The organism is Microbacterium sp. ZOR0019 (genome assembly GCF_000800925.1).
Taxonomy (GTDB): domain Bacteria; phylum Actinomycetota; class Actinomycetes; order Actinomycetales; family Microbacteriaceae; genus Microbacterium; species Microbacterium aurugineum.
The window spans coordinates 59221-77043 of sequence record NZ_JRKC01000014.1; the positions used below are offsets into that span (position 1 = coordinate 59221).

Genomic DNA, 17823 nt, shown 5'->3' on the forward strand with positions numbered 1-17823 from the left:
ACACAATGAACGCATCTCGCTCCGTCACCGCCGCTTCCATCGCGCTGCTCGCGCTCCTGTTCACCGGCTGTGCCGCCGGCGCCTCCGACTCGGGCAGTGACTCGAAGCCGGAGTCGGCGGACAAGCCGGCCGCGACGCAGACCAAGGAAGAGGCCTGCGACATCATGGTCACGAGCCTCTCGGACCTGCAGTCGCTGTCGTCGGTCGACACGTCGGACCCGAACGCTGCACTGGCCGCCTTCAAGGAGGCTCAGGGCAAGATCGACGACGCGGCGAAGCAGGTGTCGAACGACGAGGTCAAGCCCTCCGCCGATGATTCCGCAGCCGCCCTGAAGGGGTACGTCGACTTCCTCGACCAGGCGAGCTCGGACCCGGCGAACGTGGACGTCTCGAAGATGAGCGAGCACGTGCAGGCGCTCACCGACAGCATCACCGAGCTCTCCACGGTCTGCTCCTGACCGTCCGGGCCGAGAAGGGGATCCTCACGGATACGCGTGACACCGGAGCCCTTTCTCGGCCACACTGAGTTCCATGGGATCAGCGTTGACCACCATCGGACTGCCCGTCGCCCTCGGCATCATCATGCTGGGGCTCGGGCTCAGCCTCACCCTCGCCGACTTCGCGCGGGTGTTGAAGCAGCCGAAGGCGGTGATCATCGCCCTGCTGTGTCAGCTGGTGCTGCTGCCGGCCATCTGCTTCGGCCTCGTCCTCGCGTTCCAGCTGCCACCGATCCTCGCTGTCGGCATGATGATGCTGGCGGCGTCGCCGGGCGGGACCACGGCGAACCTCTACAGTCATCTGTTCCGCGGTGACATCGCCCTGAACATCTCGCTGACCGCCGTGAACTCCGTGATCGCCGTGATCACCCTCCCCATCATCACGAACTTCGCGATCGCGTACTTCCAGCCGTTCGACGACCGACTGGGGCTGCAGTGGTCGAAGGCGCTCGAAGTGTTCGCGATCGTGCTCTTGCCCGTTGCTCTCGGCATGATCGTGCGACGCTTCTGGCCGAAGTTCGCCGCCGGCATGGACAAGCCGGTGCGCATCGCCTCCGTCGTGATCCTGGTCGTCGTGATCGCGGGCGCCGTGGCATCGAACTGGACCCTCCTCGTCTCGAACTTCACCCAGCTCGCCCTGATCACCGTGCTGTTCTGCCTGATCAGCCTCACGGTCGGCTTCCTCGTCCCGCGGATGCTCCGCGTCGGGAAGCGCCAGGCGATCGCGACGTCGTTCGAGATCGGCATCCACAACGCCACGCTGGCGATCGTGATCGCTCAGTCGGTGCTCGGATCGGTGGAGCTGAGCCTCCCCGCCGCGGTGTACGGAGTGCTGATGTTCTTCATCGCGTTCGGCTTCGGGTTCCTGATCCGAGACCGTCACGCGGTCCCCGCCCCGGTGGCGCCCTCGCCCTGAGAGGGCTTGACCTCGAACGCACGCCTGGTTTAGCATCTGATAAATCGATTTAACAGCGGCCCGAGGTGATCTGGTCGCCACACGACGGAGTGAGGTGAACGCGATGGGCAGAGCGCGGATCTCTGATGTCGCCGCTGCAGCCGGCGTGTCGGTCACCACTGTGTCGCTCGTGCTGAACGATGCCGAGTCGCGCATCTCCGAGCAGACCCGCATCCGTGTCCGTGCGGCTGCAGAGGCCGTCGGCTACGCCCCCAGCGCCGTTGCCCGGGGGCTCCGCACGCAACGCACCCGCATCGTGGGACTCCTGTCCGACCAGATCGCGACGACCCCGTTCGCGGGCCGCATGCTCGCCGGCGCACAGGACGCCGCGCGCGAGCATGATCACCTCCTGCTCTTCATCGACACCGGCGGCGACGCAGACATCGAAGCGGATGCCCTCCGCGCCCTGGCGGCACAGCAGGTCGACGGCATGATCTACGCCTGCATGTGGCACCGCGCGGTCGATGTTCCCGCCGGGCTCCCTCGAGGCTCGGTGCTGCTCGACTGCTACCCCGAGGGAGGCGGCTTCCGCAGCGTCGTGCCCGATGACCGCGTGGGCGGTGCCGCTGCGGTGCGAGAGCTGCTCGCCGCCGGACACCGCCGCATCGCGTACCTCGACACCGACGACCCCGAGCCCATCGCCTCGCGACTGCGTCACGAGGGCTACCTCGAAGCGCTGGCCGAGGCGGGCATCGAGGCCGATCCCGCGCTCCATGTGACGGGGGAGACGTCCGCGCAGGGCGGGCGTGCGGCAGCCGAGCGGTTGCTCGATCTGCCCGAGGACCAGCGTCCGACCGGCATCTTCTGCTTCAACGACCGGATGGCGATCGGCGTCTACGCCGCGGCACACCATCGCGGCCTCGAAATCCCGCGCGACCTCTCGGTCGTCGGCTACGACGATCAGCAGTTGGTCGCCGCAGAAATGGATCCACCTCTCACCACCATCGCTCTGCCCCACTACGAGATGGGTCGCTGGGCGATGGAGGTCGCGCTCGGCGTCCGCGCGGAGGGGGATGAGGACGCCTCGCACCGAATGGACTGTCCCGTCATCCGACGGGATTCCGTGGGCCCGCCGCCGGCGCATGTCGCCAAACAGAACCGACGACGGGCTTCACACACAACCGAAGGGCCGCGCTCGGCGGCTCCCGATCAGGTGCCCGACGTGGGCGTCAGGCACCAAGAATAGGAAACCACAATGACGCGCAGAACGTCGCCGATCTTCGTGGCGGCTGGGTTGGTGACAGCCCTCGCCCTCACAGGATGTGGACAAGCAGGTCAAGGCAACACGACCGGAGAAGACGGTCGAACGCAGCTCACGATGTGGACGCACTCGGCGGGGAACGCCGCGGAGCTCGCCGTCTACGAGAAGATCATCACCGATTTCAACGCCTCACAGGACGAGTACGAAGTCGTGCACGAGTCCTTCCCGCAAGGTGCCTACAACGACGCGATCGTCGCTGCGGCGGCCTCGGGAGACCTTCCCTGCCTGCTTGACCTCGATGGGCCGATCATGCCCAACTGGGCGTGGGCGGAGTACCTCCAGCCGTTGGAGATCTCGACCGAGATCACCGACAAGCTCCTCCCGACGGCGGTGGGCGTGTGGGACGGCGAGATCTACTCGGCCGGCTACTGGGATGCGGCGCTGTCGATCTTCGCGCGCAAGTCGGTGCTCGATGCCAACGGCATCCGCATCCCCTCGACGGACCAGCCGTGGACAGCCTCCGAGTTCGATGCCGCGCTGTCGACGCTGCAGGACGCCGGCTACGACACCCCCATCGACATCGGTGCGGAAGACACCGGCGAGTGGTGGCCGTACGCATACTCCCCGCTGCTGCAGAGCTTCGGCGGCGATCTGATCGACCGCGACACGATGCTCACCGCGGACGGCGCGCTGAACGGCGACGCCGCCGTGGAGTGGGGCACCTGGTTCCAGAACCTCTTCGCCGAGGGCTACGCGAGCAACGCGGGCACGATCGGCAACCAGGAGTTCGTCGACGATGAGGTGGCGCTCAGTTACACCGGAGTGTGGAACGCGCTGGCATCCGTCGAAGCGATCGGCGATGATCTCCTGATCCTGCCGCCGCCCGACTTCGGCAACGGCCCGAAGATCGGTGGCGGGTCGTGGCAGTGGGCGATCTCTTCGGGCTGCAACGACGCCGATGGCGCCCGGCAGTACCTCGAGTTCAGCTTCAACGACGAGTACATCACCGAGTTCGCCGACAACCAGATCGTCATCCCGGCGACGGAAGCCGCTGCGCAGGCGTCGGAGTACTTCGGCGATGACGGTGTGCTGCGCCCGTTCGTGGAGCTGTCGCAGAAGTACGCCGTGCTGCGGCCGGAGACTCCCGCCTACGCCGTGATCTCGACCACGTTCGAGACGGCGGCGAAGAACATCATGAGCGGCGCCGACGTCACGGCGACCCTCGACCAGGCCGTCGCGGACATCGATGCCAACATCGCGTCCAACGACGGGTACGGATTCCAGTAGACGGTGACGGCGGAGGTGGGGGCGCGGGCGACCGCGTGCCCACCCCGCCGCGCTGCTCCACCCGCTCCTGAAAGACGCATCGATGACCGTCACACCTCCGACGGCGGGGGCCGAGACTCCTCGGCGCTCCCTCCGCTCCTTCCGCTCCAGCCGTGGACGCGAGACGTGGGCAGGGCTGGGCATGGTCGCACCGGCCGCCCTCCTGCTCACACTGTTCCTCATCGTCCCGGTGGTCCTCGCGTTCACTCTCTCCTTCACGAATGCGAGGCTCATCTCGCCGAACCCGCCTCGCTTCGTCGGGGTCGACAACTTCATTCGCGCCTTCACCGCTGACCCGCTCTTCGTGCAGTCGATAGGCAACACGGCGATCTTCGCGCTCATCGTCGTGCCCGTGCAGGCCGGCCTCGGCCTCGCGCTCGCGGTGCTCGTGAATCGAAAGCTCCGCGGCACGACGTTCTTCCGCGTCGTGTTCTTCATCCCCGTCGTGACCTCGATCGTCGTCGTCTCGATCCTGTGGAAGTTCCTCTATCAGGATGACGGGCTCATCAACTCGATGATCGACGCCGTGACGTTCGGGTTGTGGAGAGGGAACGATTGGCTCAACGACCCCTCGACGGCGCTCGGCGCGATCATCGTCATGTCGATCTGGCAGGCCGTCGGGTTCCACATGATCATCTGGCTGTCGGGGCTGCAGACGATCCCCGAAGAGCTCTACGAGGCGGCCCGCATGGATGGCGCCAGCCCGTGGCGCCAGTTCACCAACGTCACGTGGCCGGGGCTGCGCCCGACGATGGTCTTCGTGCTCGTCACCATCACGATCGCCGCCCTCGGGTTGTTCGTCCAGATCGACGTCATGACCCAGGGCGGTCCGCAGGGCGCCACCTCGACGGTCGTCTACCACGCGGTGCGCAAGGGCTTCGGTCAGCAGGAGATCGGCTACGCGGCCGCGATCTCGCTCATCTTCTTCGTGGCCGTGCTCATCATCGCGCTCATCCAGCGTCGCATCACCCGGGAGAAGGACTGATGACCGCCACCGTCGACAACCACACCGAGACGGGGCGGCCGGCGTCGCGCTCCGCTCGCGCCCCGCGCACGGCTGCTGCGGGCCGCCGATGGGGCACGGCGGCGACCTATATCGCCATGTCGGTGCTCGCCGTGATCTTCCTGTTCCCGCTCGTGTTCATGTTCGTGTCGAGCCTCAAGCCCGACGCGCAGATCCTGCAGGACCTCGATTCGCCGCTCGCCTTCCTCCCCGTCGGCGACATCAGCCTCGACAACTACTTCGGGGTCTTCGACCGGGTGCCGGTCGCGCAGTTCATGTTCAACTCGGTGCTCGTGACGGTGCTGACCGTCGGGCTCGGGCTCGTCGTCAACTCGATGGCCGGTTTCGCCCTTTCGCGGCTCGCATGGCGCGGCCGGCTCGTCGTGCTCGCCGTCATCATCGCGACCCTCATCGTGCCGTTCGAAACAATCGCGGTGCCGATGGTCTACTGGGTCGCCCAACTGCCCACACTCGTCTTCGAAGGCGGCGTGCTCAAGTACGACTTCGGCTGGTTGAACACCTACGAGGTGCAGATCGTGCCGTTCATCGCGAATGCGTTCTCCATCTTCCTGTTCACGCAGTACTTCTCCACGATCCCGAAGTCGCTCGACGAGGCTGCGCGGATCGACGGGGCGAGCTGGTTCAGGATCTACCGCCGCATCATCGTGCCGCTGTCGGGCCCGGCATTCGCGACGGTCGCGATCCTGACCTTCCTGCCTGCATGGAACCAGTACCTGTGGCCGCTCATGGTCGTGCAGCGAGAGAACCTCCGGCCCGTCATGGTCGGCATGCAGTACTTCTTCCAACTCAACACCGCCTGGGGTGAGGTCATGGCGTACACGTCGATGATCACGATCCCCGTGCTCATCGTCTTCCTGATCTTCCAGCGCGCCTTCGTCAGCTCGATCGCCGCGAGCGGAGTGAAGGGGTGAAAGGAAACACCGTGTTCGATCTTCCCGACTCGTGGGTATGGGACTTCTGGTTCGCCGACGACGGCGAGCAGTACCACCTCTTCTTCCTCTACGCCTCGCGCGCGCTGCACGACCCGGAACGGCGCCACTACCGCGCCTCGATCGGTCACGCGACCTCGCTCGACCTCGTCGAGTGGACACGGGGACCGGATGCGCTCGTGCGCGGTGACGCTCCTGCGTTCGACGACCTCGCGACCTGGACGGGCTCGACGGTGCGGCACCCGGACGGGACGTGGTTCCTCTTCTACACGGGCGCGAGCCTGAGCGACGGGGGCAAGAACATCCAGTCGATCGGGTATGCCACCTCGTCGGACCTCGTCGAGTGGCACAAGGCGCCGCATCCGGTGCTGAACGCGCAGGCCCCCTGGTACGAGACGGTCGACAGTGGCGCGTGGCACGACGAGGCCTTCCGCGACCCGTGGGTCTTCCCCGACCCCGAGGGCGACGGGTGGCACATGTACATCACGGCGCGTGCACCTCACGGACCCGTCGAGGGCAGGGGAGTGATCGGCCACGCGTGGTCGGCCGATCTTCGCGAGTGGGAGTTGCGTGAGCCGTTGAGCGTGCCCTCCGACGACGGGTTCGGGCAGTTGGAGGTCGTTCAGGTCGAGGTCGTCGACGGTCGCCCCGTCCTCCTGTTCTCGTGCCTGGCGGAGCACTCGATGCCATCGCGGCGGCCGGCTGCGGGAGGCACCTGGGCGGTGGCCGCGGACAGTGTGCTCGGACCCTTCGACATCTCTCGCGCCGAACCCTTGACCGGTGATGACCTCTACGTGGGCAGGCTCCTGCGCCGCCGCGACGATGGGCGATGGTTGCTGTTCGCCTTCCGCAACCGTGGCGACGACGGGCACTTCGTCGGGGGGATCACCGACCCGATGCCGGTCGAATGGGTCGAGGGGCGTCTTGCCGTGCGTGAAGCCCTGGCTGGCAGGCGTTCGTAGACTGGAGCGATGCGACCGCTCACCGAAGCCGACGTCCGGGCATCGTTCGTCAACGCGGACGCGGAGGAGTTGCGGATCATGGAGATGCCGCACGACTTCCTGCTCGTCGATTGGGACTACCTCGACTTCTTCGCCTGGTCGGATCCGAATGCGAGCCGCCGCGGCTACGTCTTGATCCCGCTGGAGGAGACGGTCGTCGGGATCGTGCTCCGGGCCACCGAGCCCGGGCGCGGACGATCGGGGATGTGCGACATCTGCCACACGATGCAGCCCGGCAACCAGATCTCCCTGTTCTCCGCACGCCGCTCGGGCCAGGCCGGGCGGCGCGGCGATTCGGTCGGCGCCTACATGTGCGCCGACCTCTCCTGCCACGAGAACGTACGTCTCGCGCACCCGTTGGCACCGAACGAGGTCAGGGCGCCGGGGCAGGCCGACCTGCGCCTGGACGGGACACACCGCCGGATGGAGCGCTTCGTCTCGCAGGTCTGGGAGCGCAGCTGATCGCGGCTACGCTGGACCCACACGTCCTGTGCTCGAAGGAGACGCCATGAGTGATGCCATCCTGTTCGCCGTCGAAGAGGGGATGGCCCGGCTCACGCTGAACCGCCCCGCCCGCCTCAACGCCTTCAACGCCGACCTCGCACATGCGTGGAAGGACGCGACCGCGGAGGCGACATCGCGCGCCGACGTGAAGGCGATCTTGATCGATGCGTCCGGCCCCGCCTTCTGCGCGGGGGGCGATGTGATCGACATGGCGACGACCATGGGAGCATCCGGCGCGGAGATCACCGCGCTCGCCGAGGTCATCAACACCGGTATCCGTTCCCTGACGGAATCGACGGTTCCCGTGGTCGCCGCCGCGCACGGCACGACGGCGGGCGGGGGTCTCGGCATCCTGCTCTCGAGCGACTATGCGGTCGTCGGCTCGCGGTCGAAGCTCGGGAGCCTGTACGCGAACATCGGCCTGACGCCCGACCTCTCGGTGTCGGCCCAGCTCGCGCGCGCCGTCGGTCAGAGGCGCGCACTGCAGCTGGTGCTGCAGGATCGTCTGCTGTCGGCCTCGGAGGCGCTCGACTGGGGACTCGTGGCCGAGGTCGTCGAGGGGGAGGATTCCGTGGCCGAGGCCGCCCTGGTGCGGGCGCGTGGCGAGGAGATCGCCCGTTTCTGGCTGGCGGGGGCCGCCGACGCGTACGGACAGGCGAAACGATTGGTCCGTTCCCAGCCCGAACGCTCCTTCGCCGAGCAGTTGAGCGAGGAGGCCCGCTCGATCGGCGCAGCGCTGGAGACTCCGGACGCGCAGGCGCGGGTGTCGGCATTCGCCGCCTCGGCCGCCAAGAGGGGCGGCTGACTTCTTCTGCTCCGCCCCGTGCGGATGGTGACTTTCCCCAACCCGTGCGGTGGCCGCGGTATCCGGCGGTGGGCGTGGCAGGATGAAGGCATCGCCGCTCGACGAGAGGATCGCCATGTCCCAGCCGGACATCACCACACCGCAGCCGCAGGGTGAGAAGAAGAACATGTCGCTGCTGATCCGAGGCTCTCTCTGGATCGCCATCGGCGCTCTGATCGCCGCTGCACTCGTCTGCGTCGTCTGGGTGCTCATCGGGGATCAGGACGGACTGATCGGCCGAGCCTTCCTCACGATCCTCCTCCTGGCGGCCTTCGCGGGGATCGCGATCGCCGAGGCGGGGCTCGCCCCGAACCGTCCCGACTGGCTGCAGCTGGCCAGCATGGTGAGCTGGATCGTCGCGCTCCTCGTCGGCGCCGTCAAGATCTGGCTCCCCGAAGACGGCATGTACTTCGGAGCCGAGCGCTTCTTCCAACTGCTGCTGGTCATCGGCATCCTCCAGCTCGCGCTCGTCCACGTGCGGCTGTTCACACCGGCTGCCCAGCGCTACGTCACCACGTTCACACGAGTCATCTACATCGTCACGATCACGTTCCTCGGTGGCCTCGTCGGCATGCTCGTGTTCTTCCTCGCCTTCCCGAACACGTTCGAGTACGGCGCGCTGTACTGGCGGATCGTCGTCGCCCTCACGATCCTCGTCGCCGTCGGCACCACGCTCATCCCGCTCCTGAACGCGCTCTTCGCGCCCAAGAAGAAACCGGCCACGCCGGGCGTCGGATCCGCGCCGTCCTGGCCGACCTATGCCGACGGCATCACCCCGCTGCCGGTGCTTCCCGACTCGTCGCCCGATTGGACGGCGTACTACACCGGGTACCCGACGGTCACGGCACAGCAGTCGCTCCCGGCGGCCCCGGCCGCGAGCTTCCCCGTCGTGCCGCAGCCGGTGGAGCAGGCGTACGCACAACCCGCGCCGCCGCAGGCCCCCGGTGTGCACACGATGCCGCCGACGCCCGGTGCCGTGGAGCAGCCCCCGGCGCCGAGGCAAGAGCCCTCCGCGTTCCCGCCTCCTCCGCCCGCGCCGCAACCGCCCGCGCCGCAGCAGCCCGCGCCGTGACCCTCGCCGGAGAGCTCGGCGAACTCGCGACGGAGATCGCGCGCGAAGCGGGAGACCTCGCGCTCAGACGCCGACAAGAGGGTGTGCGTCTGGCGGCGACCAAGTCCACGCTCGCTGACATCGTCACGGAAGCGGACCGCGAGGTCGAGGCGCTCATCCGCGATCGCCTACGCGCTGCCCGCGCGGAGGACGGTTTTCTCGGTGAGGAGTCCGGGGCCGAGGTCGGAACGAGCGGGATCACCTGGGTCGTCGACCCGATCGACGGCACCGTGAACTATGCGTACGGCATCCCGGCCTACAACGTCAGCATCGCCGCCGTCCGAGGCGAGCCCGACCCCGAATCCTGGGAAGCTCTCGCCGCCGCGGTCAACGCGCCCGCGCTCGGTGAGATGTTCACCGCAGCCCTCGGTCACGGTGCGTGGTCAGACGGCGCCCGGCTCTCGGTCACGGCGGAGACGCCCGCCGGAGCGCTCCTGGCTACCGGCTTCGGCTACGACTCTGCGACCCATGAAGGCGACCTCGCCACGGTGGCGCGGGTGATGCCGATGGCGCGTGATGTCCGTCGGATGGGAGCGGCCGCTCTCGACCTCGCGTATGTCGCTGCGGGTCGCCTCGACGGCTACTTCGAACGCGGATTGCGTCCGTGGGACCATGCCGCCGGTGGGCTCCTGGTGTCGGAGGCCGGTGGAGTCGTGTCACGCACCGACGTCGATTCCCCGCGGCCCATGCTCGTCGCGGCGGGACGCGCCGTGCACGACCGACTGCTCGCGATCCTGGGAACGGAAAAGTGAACGATCCATGGCTTTCCCAGGGTGGCCAGGGTAGTGTTTTACCCGATCGTTACTCTCACCACCCGAAGGTGAGAGTTTGAGTTTGCGCCCCCAAGCTGACGCACGACCCGAGAGAAACGCTTTGCCCTTCGAGAATCCCGAGGCTGCCTCTGCGCCCACGCGCCGGTCCAGCCGACTCCGCATCGCGGCCTCCGAGGCCTCTGCGGCGGGAACGACGGGACCCCTCTCCACGGCTGATTCCACTGCCGTCGCCCTCGCCGCCGTCGCTCCTCTTTCTCGTCGCGCTGCTCGCCAGCGCCAGGCAGCCGGCGCGGACGCCGCCGAGGTTCCGGCCGAGCCGTTCATCGCCACGACTCCCGCGCCGATCATCGCCGACGTCCCGGCATCACCGGTCGTCGTCGACACCGCAGCCGACTCCGGCGACGCCGCAGACCCTGACACGGTCGCGCCTTCCGTCGAGTCGCCGGCACCGGCGGCACCCGTCGCGGCGGCCGCGCCCAAAGATGATGTCGACGAGTTCGAGCGCGCATCCCGCGCCTTCCGCACGGGCTCGGTTCCTGTCGTTCCGGCGTCCGTCCGGACATCGGCCACGCACGCGCCCGCGCCCGCGGAGGCGAGCGAGTCCTCCGAGCCCGAGTCCGCGCACGTCGCGCCGCGCCGTCCACGCAGCATCCGCAAGCTTGTGACCGTGGGGGCGACCGTCGGTGTGATGAGTCTCGCCGGACTCCTCGCCGTCTCCATGACGCTTCCTGCGGAGGCAGTGGCGGCGGTGCAGGGCCGCACCGCGATGTCAGCGACCTCGCTGGTCTCGTCCGCAGGTTCCGACGCGAAGGATTCTGCCGCCGCAGAGATCCAGGCGTTCGTCGCACCGGGTGCGGTCGAGAACGAGTCTCTCGCTCGTTCGGATGACTTCAGCACGGTTTCGCTGGTCGAGGTCGCCGCCGAGCAGGGCATCAACTACTCGGGTGAGGTCTTCACGAACGACCCCGACGCCGCCATCCAGTGGCCGTTCCTCGTCGGGGTCGGCATGAGCTACGGATACGGCATGCGCAGCGGGCGTCTGCACGAGGGCATCGACTTCGTCCCCGGTGACGGTGCGCCCATCCAGGCGATCGCCGACGGCACCGTCCGCATCGCGACGGAGCAGGGCGGCGCCTTCGGCGTCACGGTCTACATCGACCACGTCATCGACGGCCAGGTCATCACCAGCCACTATTCGCACATGCAGTACGGGTCTCTGCAGGTCAAGGCGGGCGACACCGTGAAGGTCGGCGACATCGTCGGCAAGACCGGCAACACCGGCCGCTCGTACGGTGCCCATCTGCACTTCGAACTCATCGTCAACGGATCGACCATCGATCCGATGCCGTGGCTCAAGGCGAACGCTGGTCGAACCTCGTATTGACCCGCCTCGATTTCATGGGGACGCCACAGTGATGGTATTCTCGTACGGTTGCCCCGCGAGGGCAGCACGCCCCGATAGCTCAGTGGCAGAGCACTTCCATGGTAAGGAAGGGGTCGTCAGTTCAATCCTGACTCGGGGCTCGCAGCATTCTTCTCACACGGATGGATGCCGTGCGGCAGGGTAGCTCAGTTGGTGAGAGCGCACGACTCATAATCGTGAGGTCGCGGGTTCAAGCCCCGCTCCTGCTACAGATTCAAACCCCCGGATTTCCGGGGGTTTTGTCGTATGCGGCCGCCGAGCAGCCCCGGCCGACGAGAACCACAGACATCCGACCTTTCCCTTGACAGGGTCTCGGCGCGCGGACATCATGTCCTGTGGACGTCGTCACGAGGAGAAGCATGCGCATCGCCCTGCATTCAGTGATCGCCGAGGGGGCGATCGAGGACTATCGGTCCCATCACGCCCGGATCCCGGATTCTCTGCGCGACTTGTTCGACGTCGCGGGCATCCACGACTGGACCATCTGGCGTTCGGGGCGCAACCTCTTCCACCTCGTCGAGTGCGACGACTTCGAGGCGACGATGCGCATCGTCGAGGCCTCCCCGGCGAACGATTCCTGGCAGGCCGACATCGGGCGCTTCGTCGAGGGGTTCCACGGTCCGGACGGTGAAGCGGGGTTCACGCCCATCGAACAGGTCTGGGCACTCGCGGCGCAGCGCGCCACCGGCAGCTGAGCACACCGGGCGGTCGCGTGTCAGCGGAAGGGGTTCCGACCGGGATCCGATCGCCGTGGCGGCGGGTGATGCGGGATCTGGATCGGACGCGTCGCACGTGAGGCGTCCTGGAACCGTCGCACCGCGTGCAGGACCTCTTCCGCGGACGAGTAGCGCAACGCGAGCGGGAGGTCGCGCCGCCAGAGGACCTCGACCTCGGTCGGGGCATCTTCGAAGATCGTGCAGACGACGCGGCGGTGGTCGTCCGTCGGGTAGTGCAGATCGTGGATCGCCCAGTCGGTCGCCGTGACCTGCACCAGGCTGAACCTTCGGTCCGGATCGTGCTCCATCATTCTCCTAGCTGTCCCCACGGTGAAGCTTGCGCGATCGGCGCCCGGAGGGGGAGCCCCTTGACAGATGCCCGAGGCTTCTTCGGATCATTTTGTGACGTTTCTCGGTCGGCATCCGTCTTAGGGGTGTCGCTGACCTGCGGCCCGCACTCCTCAACGGAGGCGGAGACATGGATGAAGGAGCTCAAGATGGCGAACGTGACTGGTGGCGCCCAGCCCAAGGCTCAGGTCGTCGCACCGCAGTCGGGGACTGCTGCGGGCAAGACGACGATCGAGGACGCGGTGGTGGCGAAGATCGCCGGCATCGCCGCACGCGAAGTTGCGGGCGTGTATGCACTCGGCGGGGGAGCCGCCCGAATGGTCGGTGCGATCCGTGACGCCCTCAACACGACCGATCTCTCTCAGGGGATCAGCGTCGAGGTCGGCGAGACGCAGGTCGCGGTCGACGTGACGATCGTCGCGGAATACCCGGTCTCGCTCCAGAAGGTCGCGGACGAGGTTCGCGCGGCCATCCACCGCGCGATGGTGGAGCTGGTCGGCATGGAGGTCGCCGAGGTCAACGTGACCGTGAACGACGTGCACATCCCCTCCGATGACGAGGACGAGGGCACGCAGGAGGCGCGAGTCCAGTGAATGCATCGGTGATCGGCGCGGCGGCCGCCGCAGTGCTGGCGCTCACCTGGGTGGCCCTGGGGTTCTGGGCGTTCCTGCTCGTGGCGTTGGCGATGCTGCTCGGAGCGGTCGCCGGCCGCATCATCGACGGCCGGCTCGACGTCCGCGCACTCGCCGAGGTCTTCCGAGGCCGGCGCTCCTCGTCATGACCGACGAGGAGGCGGCTCCGGCGCCGGAGGACGTCGTCGTGGGGACGACGACCATCACGGCCCGTGCGCTGCAACGACTCGCCGTCGGCATCGTGCACGACGTCGCTCGGGTGTCGACCCGTGACGTCGGGGTGCAGCTGTCCGACCGGCGAGGTGCCGTGCGGATCTCGGTCACCGTCCCGGTGGCCCCGGAGCACGGACTGAACCTGGTCGACAGCGGCGAAGAGCTTCGGCGGGACCTGATCGAGAAGATGCAGACGCTGGCCGGTCGTGAGGTCAGCACCGTGGACATCCGATACTCGGGCGTCCGCCGCAGCACGGAGAAGAGGGTGAGATGACGAACGAACAGGCGATATACCGGCGCGTGCTCCGTCGGGAGACGCACGCGCCCCGCACCATCCCGGCTGCGGTGGTCGCATCGATCGGCATAGTGTCGGGCCTCGCTCTCCTCGCGGGAGGAGTGTGGTGGGTCGTCGACGCGGGCTTCCGTGACAGGGTCGCTCGAGAGTTCGATGCGCTCGCCGCAGGAGCAACGGCACAGGCCGTGCCCTTCGGGGTGGGCGTACTCGTCGTGCTTCTCGCTCTCGTGCTCCTCGCGCTCGCGGTCCTGCCGGGACGTCGCCACCGTCGTGCGCGAACGACCGAGCGCACCGCTCTGCTCGTGGACGACGGGGTGATCGCCGACTCGGTCGCCGAGGCCGTGGCCCGACGCGTGGGCGTCGATCGTGGACGCGTGGCCGTGACCGTCGGCAGGCGTGACGTCGCGGTCATGATCACCCCCACCAGTGGTGTCCCCGTCGATCGGTTCGGAGCCGAGACGGCTGTGAAGGACGTGCTCTCGGGGATCGGATTCGTCGCGGTCGCTCGCGTCAGCGTGGATGCGCACGGAGTGATCGCATGAATGCCACGAATCGCCTGGTGAATCGACTGCTCCTCTTCGTCGCCGGCGCGATCCTGTTGGCGGCGGGCGGTCTCGCCCTCGCCGAGGGGGTTCTCGCCGGCGGGGACGCGGCCCCGTGGCTTCGGCGCCCGGCATCTGTGATGTCGGCCGCGGTGGAGACCGCTGCGACGTGGACGTGGCAGATCCCGGGCGTCGGCCCGGTATCCACTGTCGCGCTGCTCATAGCGGCAGCGGCCGTGCTCCTCGTCATCACCCTCACCGCTTTCCTCGCCACGCGGAGACGCGGCAGGGCGAAGGCCGTGCTCGAGGTCGATGTCGCAGGCGGACGGACGACGGTTGATCGGAACGTGGCCGAGGAAGTGCTGACGGAGCCGTTGATCCGCCGACCCGACGTGCTCTCCGCCCGTGCGGCTGCATACCGCGTCGGAAGGAAGCATGCCGTCGCCCTGGCGATCACCGTGCGACCCGGCGCGCCCCTCGGCGTGATCGTCGCCGCGACCGAGAAGGCCGTTCGGGAGTGGGACGAGCTCCTGGGGGCCCGCATCCCGATCATGGTGCACCTGTCGGATCGCCGGTGGCGCGATGCGTTCCGGTCGCCCACGAGGGTGCAGTAAGCGGTGTGGGACCGCCGGAAGAGACCAACACGCGGAGATACCGCGTGAGGATCCGACCTCGAAACCCGGGGTCGCTGAGGAAAGGAGACGCCATGGGCGCAGAAGACAAGATCAAGGCCGCTGCGGAGAAGATCGCCGGAAAGGCGAAGGAGACCGTCGGCAAGGTGATCGACGACGACAAGCTCGTCGCCGAGGGCAAGGCCGAGCAGGCCAAGGGCGGTGTCCGTGACGCGGCAGAGGACGTCAAGGACGCGTTCAAGAAGTGACGGGTACGGGGAGAGGCTCGTGCGAGCCTCTCCCCGCTCTCGCGCGGATAGGCGGGAAATGATCCGATCTGATCGGGCGTCCGTTCCGAATTGCCTAGAGGGGCGGATCGAGGGGTGGGGTGGATGGAAGACGAACGCTTTCGCAGGGCGCTCGAGCACGCGGACGACGCCATCGTCGCCGGTCGTGCGATGGATGGGGACGTCGAGGCGTTCGCGGTCCTCGTGCGTCGGTACTCGCCGATGATGCGCGCATACACGCAGCGGATGCTGAACGCCTCAGCCGATGTGGACGACATCGTGCAGGAGACGTTCGTGACCGCCTGGCAGCGATTCGGCGAGCTCGACGATCCGGCCAAGGTGAAGAGCTGGCTGATGAGGATCGTGAGCAGGAAAGCGGTCGACCGCATTCGCGCGACCCGGCCCGCCGTCGACATCGATTCGATCGACAGGCCGGCACCGCTGCACGCGTCACCGTCCGCAGTGGTCGAGGTGCGAGCGGGGGTCGCGGCGCTCGGCGCAGCGCTTCGAGAACTGCCCGACGCGCAGCGGGAGTGCTGGATCCTGCGGGAGATCGGCGGCTACTCGTACGAGGAGATCTCCGAAGAGCTCGGCATTCCGGTCTCGACGTCAAGGGGGCTGCTCGCCCGAGCCCGAAGATTCATGATCGTACGGATGGAGGAGTGGCGATGACCGACGACAAAGAGACGCCGAAGGCCCGCCGGCTCAGCCTGGCGCCGACCGATCTCGACGGGCACACACTCGACGAGCTCACCGACTACCTGGAGGCAGGAAGGCAGCCCGCCGATCGTTCGATCGACGAGTCGCCCGGCTGTCAGCTGGCGCTCGACGCGCTGGAGCGCCTGCACGGACTCGGCGCTGAACTGATCGCGGCGGAGACCGCGGCTGAGCCGGAGGTCGACGAGAGCTGGGTGGACCGCATCCTCAGCGGCATCGCGATCGACGCCCGTGCCGGCCGTCGCATTCCCTTCGCTTCCACCGACCCGGACGTGGACCTCGGGATCACCGAGGGCGCGGTGCGTGGCCTCATCCGCGCCGCGGAGAAGGTGGTGCCCGGACTGCTGGTCGGACGGTGCCGACTCGACGGCGACGTCACGACCGCGAACGCCCCGATCCGTGTCGAGATCGACGCGAGCGCGATGCACGGGCAGTCGATGCCGGTGGTCGCCGAGCGGCTGAGGACCGAGGTCGACCGCAGCCTCCGCGCACACACCGAGCTCAACATCGTCGCGATCGACATCGCGATCCGAGACATCCGGGAGGTGTCGTCATGGACCGACGAGCGATGATGACGCCCGAAGCCTGCGCAGAGCTGGCCGCGTCGATCGAGGAGACGATACGGACGACACCGGGTGTCCGGAACGTCTATCGGTCGGGGTCCCTGATCTCCAACCTGTTGCGCGTGGGGGCCGCGGCCCTGGGCGTGCGCAAGGACGACGAACCGATCGTGGCGGTGGCCCCGGCCGGCGAGGGCGTCGCCGTCGAGGCGTCGATCGGTGTGGATGAGGACGCCCCTGCGGGCGAGACCCTGCGCGCCGCCCATGCCGCCGTCGCCGCGCTCCTCGCTGCGCGCGGTGTGGAACACGACAGCATCACACTCACCGTGGTGCACGTCCAGTCCCGCGCGACGACGTAGCGGCGGATGAGGCAACCGAGTGCCGCTCCCGGCGGGGAGCGGCACTCGGTTGCGGTGCGGCTCAGGCGACCGCGCGCAGGCCCTCGACGAGCGGAGTGGTCGGACGGCCGATCAGGCGGGCGAGTGTGCCGTCGGTGTCGGCGAGCGCGCCACCCTTGATCCCGGCGTCGAGCGCGGCGACGAAGCCGGCCGTGCCTTCGTCGAGCCCGGCGTCGCGGAGTGCCGCGACCTGATCATCCGAGGAGACCGGGACGAAGGACACCGGGCGCCCGGTGATCTCGGAGAAGGCCGCAGCGAGATCGGAGTACGTCCAGGCGACGTCGCCGCCCAGCTCGTAGACCTCTCCGATGTGACCGTCTTCGAGTGCCACGACGGCGGCGGCCTCCGCGAAGTCCCTGCGGCTGGCCGAGGCGACTCGTCCGTCTCCGGTGCCTGCGGTGAGCACCCCGGTCTCGGCGGCACGTGCGAGGTCGGCGGCGTAGTTCTCGGTGTACCAGTTGTTGCGGAGGATGACCGCGGGCAGTCCCGCGGCGGCGATGAGCTCTTCCGTCGCCTTGTGCTCCGGTGCCAGGACGAGGTCGCTCGAGGTCGCCTTCGGAGCGCTGGTGTAGACGAACTTGGTGACACCGGCGGCCTTCGCCGCGTCGATGACCGTCCGGTGCTGGGGAACGCGCTGGCCGACCTCGGATCCGGAGACCAGGATGACCGTGTCGACGCCGTCGACGGCTGCGGCCACGGAGCCGGCGTCGGTGTAGTCGAGGTGAACACTGCGCACGCGCGGATCGGCGACCTTCGTCGTGTCGCGGGCGCCCGCGACGATGGACTGCGGGTCCGCGCCGCGCTCGAGGAGGCTGTCGATGATGAGGCGGCCGAGGTTGCCGGTCGCGCCGGTGACGAGGATGGTCATGGGGGTCCTTTCGTAGGTGACACACTCGACAACCCCGGGGTGGCGATT

General features: G+C 68.0%; 24 protein-coding genes and 2 tRNA genes. 24 read left to right on the forward strand and 2 right to left on the reverse strand.

Features of this window, described 5'->3' with window-relative positions; translation table 11 throughout:
• Positions 1–5: 5 nt before the first annotated feature.
• The 15 genes from L978_RS04650 (at position 6) to L978_RS04720 (ending at position 12283) form a co-directional block, all read left to right on the forward strand.
• Positions 6–458 (forward strand): hypothetical protein, encoded by a 453-nt coding sequence (locus L978_RS04650; RefSeq protein WP_047520791.1) that lies wholly within the window; start codon positions 6–8, stop codon positions 456–458.
• Positions 459–531: 73 nt separating this feature from the next.
• The gene (locus L978_RS04655) at positions 532–1413 is read left to right on the forward strand and encodes a bile acid:sodium symporter family protein (protein WP_047520793.1); all 882 of its coding nucleotides are present in this window, start codon (positions 532–534) and stop codon (positions 1411–1413) included.
• 103 nt (positions 1414–1516) lie between these two features.
• Complete coding sequence (locus L978_RS04660; RefSeq protein WP_081996922.1) at positions 1517–2638, forward strand: LacI family DNA-binding transcriptional regulator; 1122 nt, start codon at positions 1517–1519, stop codon at positions 2636–2638.
• A 9-nt stretch (positions 2639–2647) separates the two neighbouring features.
• Entirely contained in the window at positions 2648–3940 is a 1293-nt protein-coding gene (locus L978_RS04665) for a sugar ABC transporter substrate-binding protein (RefSeq protein WP_047520795.1), read from the forward strand.
• Between the two features lie 82 nt (positions 3941–4022).
• A complete protein-coding gene (locus L978_RS04670) occupies positions 4023–4964 on the forward strand; it encodes a carbohydrate ABC transporter permease (RefSeq protein ID WP_081996916.1) in 942 nt (313 codons plus the stop codon).
• Positions 4964–5914 (forward strand): carbohydrate ABC transporter permease, encoded by a 951-nt coding sequence (locus tag L978_RS04675; protein WP_047520798.1) that lies wholly within the window; start codon positions 4964–4966, stop codon positions 5912–5914. Before L978_RS04670 ends, L978_RS04675 begins: the two co-directional genes overlap by 1 nt.
• An 11-nt stretch (positions 5915–5925) precedes the next feature.
• Entirely contained in the window at positions 5926–6894 is a 969-nt protein-coding gene (locus L978_RS04680) for a glycosyl hydrolase family 32 (RefSeq protein WP_047520800.1), read from the forward strand.
• 9 nt (positions 6895–6903) lie between these two features.
• Positions 6904–7395, forward strand: a complete 492-nt coding sequence (locus tag L978_RS04685) for an FBP domain-containing protein (RefSeq protein ID WP_047520802.1) — start codon at positions 6904–6906, stop codon at positions 7393–7395.
• A 46-nt stretch (positions 7396–7441) separates the two neighbouring features.
• A complete protein-coding gene (locus L978_RS04690) occupies positions 7442–8242 on the forward strand; it encodes an enoyl-CoA hydratase/isomerase family protein (RefSeq protein ID WP_047520803.1) in 801 nt (266 codons plus the stop codon).
• Positions 8243–8357: 115 nt separating this feature from the next.
• Complete coding sequence (locus tag L978_RS04695) at positions 8358–9353, forward strand: hypothetical protein (protein ID WP_052193326.1); 996 nt, start codon at positions 8358–8360, stop codon at positions 9351–9353.
• Entirely contained in the window at positions 9350–10144 is a 795-nt protein-coding gene (locus L978_RS04700) for an inositol monophosphatase family protein (RefSeq protein ID WP_047520806.1), read from the forward strand. Before L978_RS04695 ends, L978_RS04700 begins: the two co-directional genes overlap by 4 nt.
• Before the next feature lie 121 nt (positions 10145–10265).
• Complete coding sequence (locus tag L978_RS04705; RefSeq protein WP_047520807.1) at positions 10266–11549, forward strand: M23 family metallopeptidase; 1284 nt, start codon at positions 10266–10268, stop codon at positions 11547–11549.
• 68 nt (positions 11550–11617) lie between these two features.
• Positions 11618–11689: transfer RNA gene (locus tag L978_RS04710), tRNA-Thr, on the forward strand.
• 34 nt (positions 11690–11723) lie between these two features.
• Positions 11724–11797: transfer RNA gene (locus L978_RS04715), tRNA-Met, on the forward strand.
• A 150-nt stretch (positions 11798–11947) separates the two neighbouring features.
• On the forward strand, positions 11948–12283 hold the full coding sequence (locus tag L978_RS04720; RefSeq protein ID WP_047520809.1) for an L-rhamnose mutarotase: 336 nt from the start codon (positions 11948–11950) through the stop codon (positions 12281–12283).
• Between the two features lie 20 nt (positions 12284–12303).
• Here the strand turns inward: L978_RS04720 and L978_RS04725 are convergent, their stop codons facing one another.
• On the reverse strand, positions 12304–12615 hold the full coding sequence (locus tag L978_RS04725; RefSeq protein ID WP_227992007.1) for a hypothetical protein: 312 nt from the start codon (positions 12613–12615) through the stop codon (positions 12304–12306).
• 186 nt (positions 12616–12801) lie between these two features.
• Here L978_RS04725 and L978_RS04730 point away from each other — a divergent pair, with 186 nt between their 5' ends.
• The 9 genes from L978_RS04730 to L978_RS04770 all read left to right on the forward strand — a co-directional run bounded on the left by L978_RS04730 (position 12802) and on the right by L978_RS04770 (position 16868).
• On the forward strand, positions 12802–13245 hold the full coding sequence (locus L978_RS04730; protein ID WP_047520882.1) for an Asp23/Gls24 family envelope stress response protein: 444 nt from the start codon (positions 12802–12804) through the stop codon (positions 13243–13245).
• Positions 13242–13433 (forward strand): DUF2273 domain-containing protein, encoded by a 192-nt coding sequence (locus L978_RS04735; RefSeq protein ID WP_047520813.1) that lies wholly within the window; start codon positions 13242–13244, stop codon positions 13431–13433. Before L978_RS04730 ends, L978_RS04735 begins: the two co-directional genes overlap by 4 nt.
• On the forward strand, positions 13430–13771 hold the full coding sequence (locus L978_RS04740; protein WP_047520815.1) for a hypothetical protein: 342 nt from the start codon (positions 13430–13432) through the stop codon (positions 13769–13771). The genes L978_RS04735 and L978_RS04740 overlap by 4 nt, the downstream gene beginning before the upstream one ends.
• Complete coding sequence (locus L978_RS04745) at positions 13768–14334, forward strand: hypothetical protein (protein WP_047520817.1); 567 nt, start codon at positions 13768–13770, stop codon at positions 14332–14334. The genes L978_RS04740 and L978_RS04745 overlap by 4 nt, the downstream gene beginning before the upstream one ends.
• Positions 14331–14948, forward strand: a complete 618-nt coding sequence (locus tag L978_RS04750) for a hypothetical protein (RefSeq protein ID WP_047520819.1) — start codon at positions 14331–14333, stop codon at positions 14946–14948. The genes L978_RS04745 and L978_RS04750 overlap by 4 nt, the downstream gene beginning before the upstream one ends.
• Before the next feature lie 92 nt (positions 14949–15040).
• Positions 15041–15214, forward strand: coding sequence for a CsbD family protein (locus L978_RS04755; RefSeq protein ID WP_047520821.1), 174 nt, complete (start codon positions 15041–15043; stop codon positions 15212–15214).
• Positions 15215–15337: 123 nt separating this feature from the next.
• A complete protein-coding gene (locus tag L978_RS04760) occupies positions 15338–15904 on the forward strand; it encodes an RNA polymerase sigma factor (protein ID WP_047520823.1) in 567 nt (188 codons plus the stop codon).
• The gene (locus tag L978_RS04765) at positions 15901–16521 is read left to right on the forward strand and encodes an Asp23/Gls24 family envelope stress response protein (RefSeq protein ID WP_052193341.1); all 621 of its coding nucleotides are present in this window, start codon (positions 15901–15903) and stop codon (positions 16519–16521) included. The genes L978_RS04760 and L978_RS04765 overlap by 4 nt, the downstream gene beginning before the upstream one ends.
• Positions 16503–16868, forward strand: a complete 366-nt coding sequence (locus L978_RS04770; RefSeq protein ID WP_231554970.1) for a hypothetical protein — start codon at positions 16503–16505, stop codon at positions 16866–16868. The genes L978_RS04765 and L978_RS04770 overlap by 19 nt, the downstream gene beginning before the upstream one ends.
• Positions 16869–16929: 61 nt before the next feature.
• Here L978_RS04770 and L978_RS04775 read toward each other — a convergent pair whose 3' ends face one another.
• Complete coding sequence (locus tag L978_RS04775) at positions 16930–17775, reverse strand: SDR family oxidoreductase (RefSeq protein WP_047520827.1); 846 nt, start codon at positions 17773–17775, stop codon at positions 16930–16932.
• Positions 17776–17823 lie beyond the last annotated feature (48 nt).

What these genes read in the sequence shown, in the direction of transcription:
- L978_RS04650 (WP_047520791.1), top strand. Translation starts at nt 6, where the DNA reads ATGAACGCATCTCGCTCCGTCACCGCCGCTTCCATCGCGCTGCTCGCG.
- L978_RS04655 (WP_047520793.1), top strand. Translation starts at nt 532, where the DNA reads ATGGGATCAGCGTTGACCACCATCGGACTGCCCGTCGCCCTCGGCATC.
- L978_RS04660 (WP_081996922.1), top strand. Translation starts at nt 1,517, where the DNA reads ATGGGCAGAGCGCGGATCTCTGATGTCGCCGCTGCAGCCGGCGTGTCG.
- L978_RS04665 (WP_047520795.1), top strand. Translation starts at nt 2,648, where the DNA reads ATGACGCGCAGAACGTCGCCGATCTTCGTGGCGGCTGGGTTGGTGACA.
- L978_RS04670 (WP_081996916.1), top strand. Translation starts at nt 4,023, where the DNA reads ATGACCGTCACACCTCCGACGGCGGGGGCCGAGACTCCTCGGCGCTCC.
- L978_RS04675 (WP_047520798.1), top strand. Translation starts at nt 4,964, where the DNA reads ATGACCGCCACCGTCGACAACCACACCGAGACGGGGCGGCCGGCGTCG.
- L978_RS04685 (WP_047520802.1), top strand. Translation starts at nt 6,904, where the DNA reads ATGCGACCGCTCACCGAAGCCGACGTCCGGGCATCGTTCGTCAACGCG.
- L978_RS04690 (WP_047520803.1), top strand. Translation starts at nt 7,442, where the DNA reads ATGAGTGATGCCATCCTGTTCGCCGTCGAAGAGGGGATGGCCCGGCTC.
- L978_RS04695 (WP_052193326.1), top strand. Translation starts at nt 8,358, where the DNA reads ATGTCCCAGCCGGACATCACCACACCGCAGCCGCAGGGTGAGAAGAAG.
- L978_RS04720 (WP_047520809.1), top strand. Translation starts at nt 11,948, where the DNA reads ATGCGCATCGCCCTGCATTCAGTGATCGCCGAGGGGGCGATCGAGGAC.
- L978_RS04725 (WP_227992007.1), bottom strand. Translation starts at nt 12,615, where the DNA reads ATGATGGAGCACGATCCGGACCGAAGGTTCAGCCTGGTGCAGGTCACG.
- L978_RS04730 (WP_047520882.1), top strand. Translation starts at nt 12,802, where the DNA reads ATGGCGAACGTGACTGGTGGCGCCCAGCCCAAGGCTCAGGTCGTCGCA.
- L978_RS04740 (WP_047520815.1), top strand. Translation starts at nt 13,430, where the DNA reads ATGACCGACGAGGAGGCGGCTCCGGCGCCGGAGGACGTCGTCGTGGGG.
- L978_RS04745 (WP_047520817.1), top strand. Translation starts at nt 13,768, where the DNA reads ATGACGAACGAACAGGCGATATACCGGCGCGTGCTCCGTCGGGAGACG.
- L978_RS04750 (WP_047520819.1), top strand. Translation starts at nt 14,331, where the DNA reads ATGAATGCCACGAATCGCCTGGTGAATCGACTGCTCCTCTTCGTCGCC.
- L978_RS04755 (WP_047520821.1), top strand. Translation starts at nt 15,041, where the DNA reads ATGGGCGCAGAAGACAAGATCAAGGCCGCTGCGGAGAAGATCGCCGGA.
- L978_RS04760 (WP_047520823.1), top strand. Translation starts at nt 15,338, where the DNA reads ATGGAAGACGAACGCTTTCGCAGGGCGCTCGAGCACGCGGACGACGCC.
- L978_RS04765 (WP_052193341.1), top strand. Translation starts at nt 15,901, where the DNA reads ATGACCGACGACAAAGAGACGCCGAAGGCCCGCCGGCTCAGCCTGGCG.
- L978_RS04770 (WP_231554970.1), top strand. Translation starts at nt 16,503, where the DNA reads ATGGACCGACGAGCGATGATGACGCCCGAAGCCTGCGCAGAGCTGGCC.
- L978_RS04775 (WP_047520827.1), bottom strand. Translation starts at nt 17,775, where the DNA reads ATGACCATCCTCGTCACCGGCGCGACCGGCAACCTCGGCCGCCTCATC.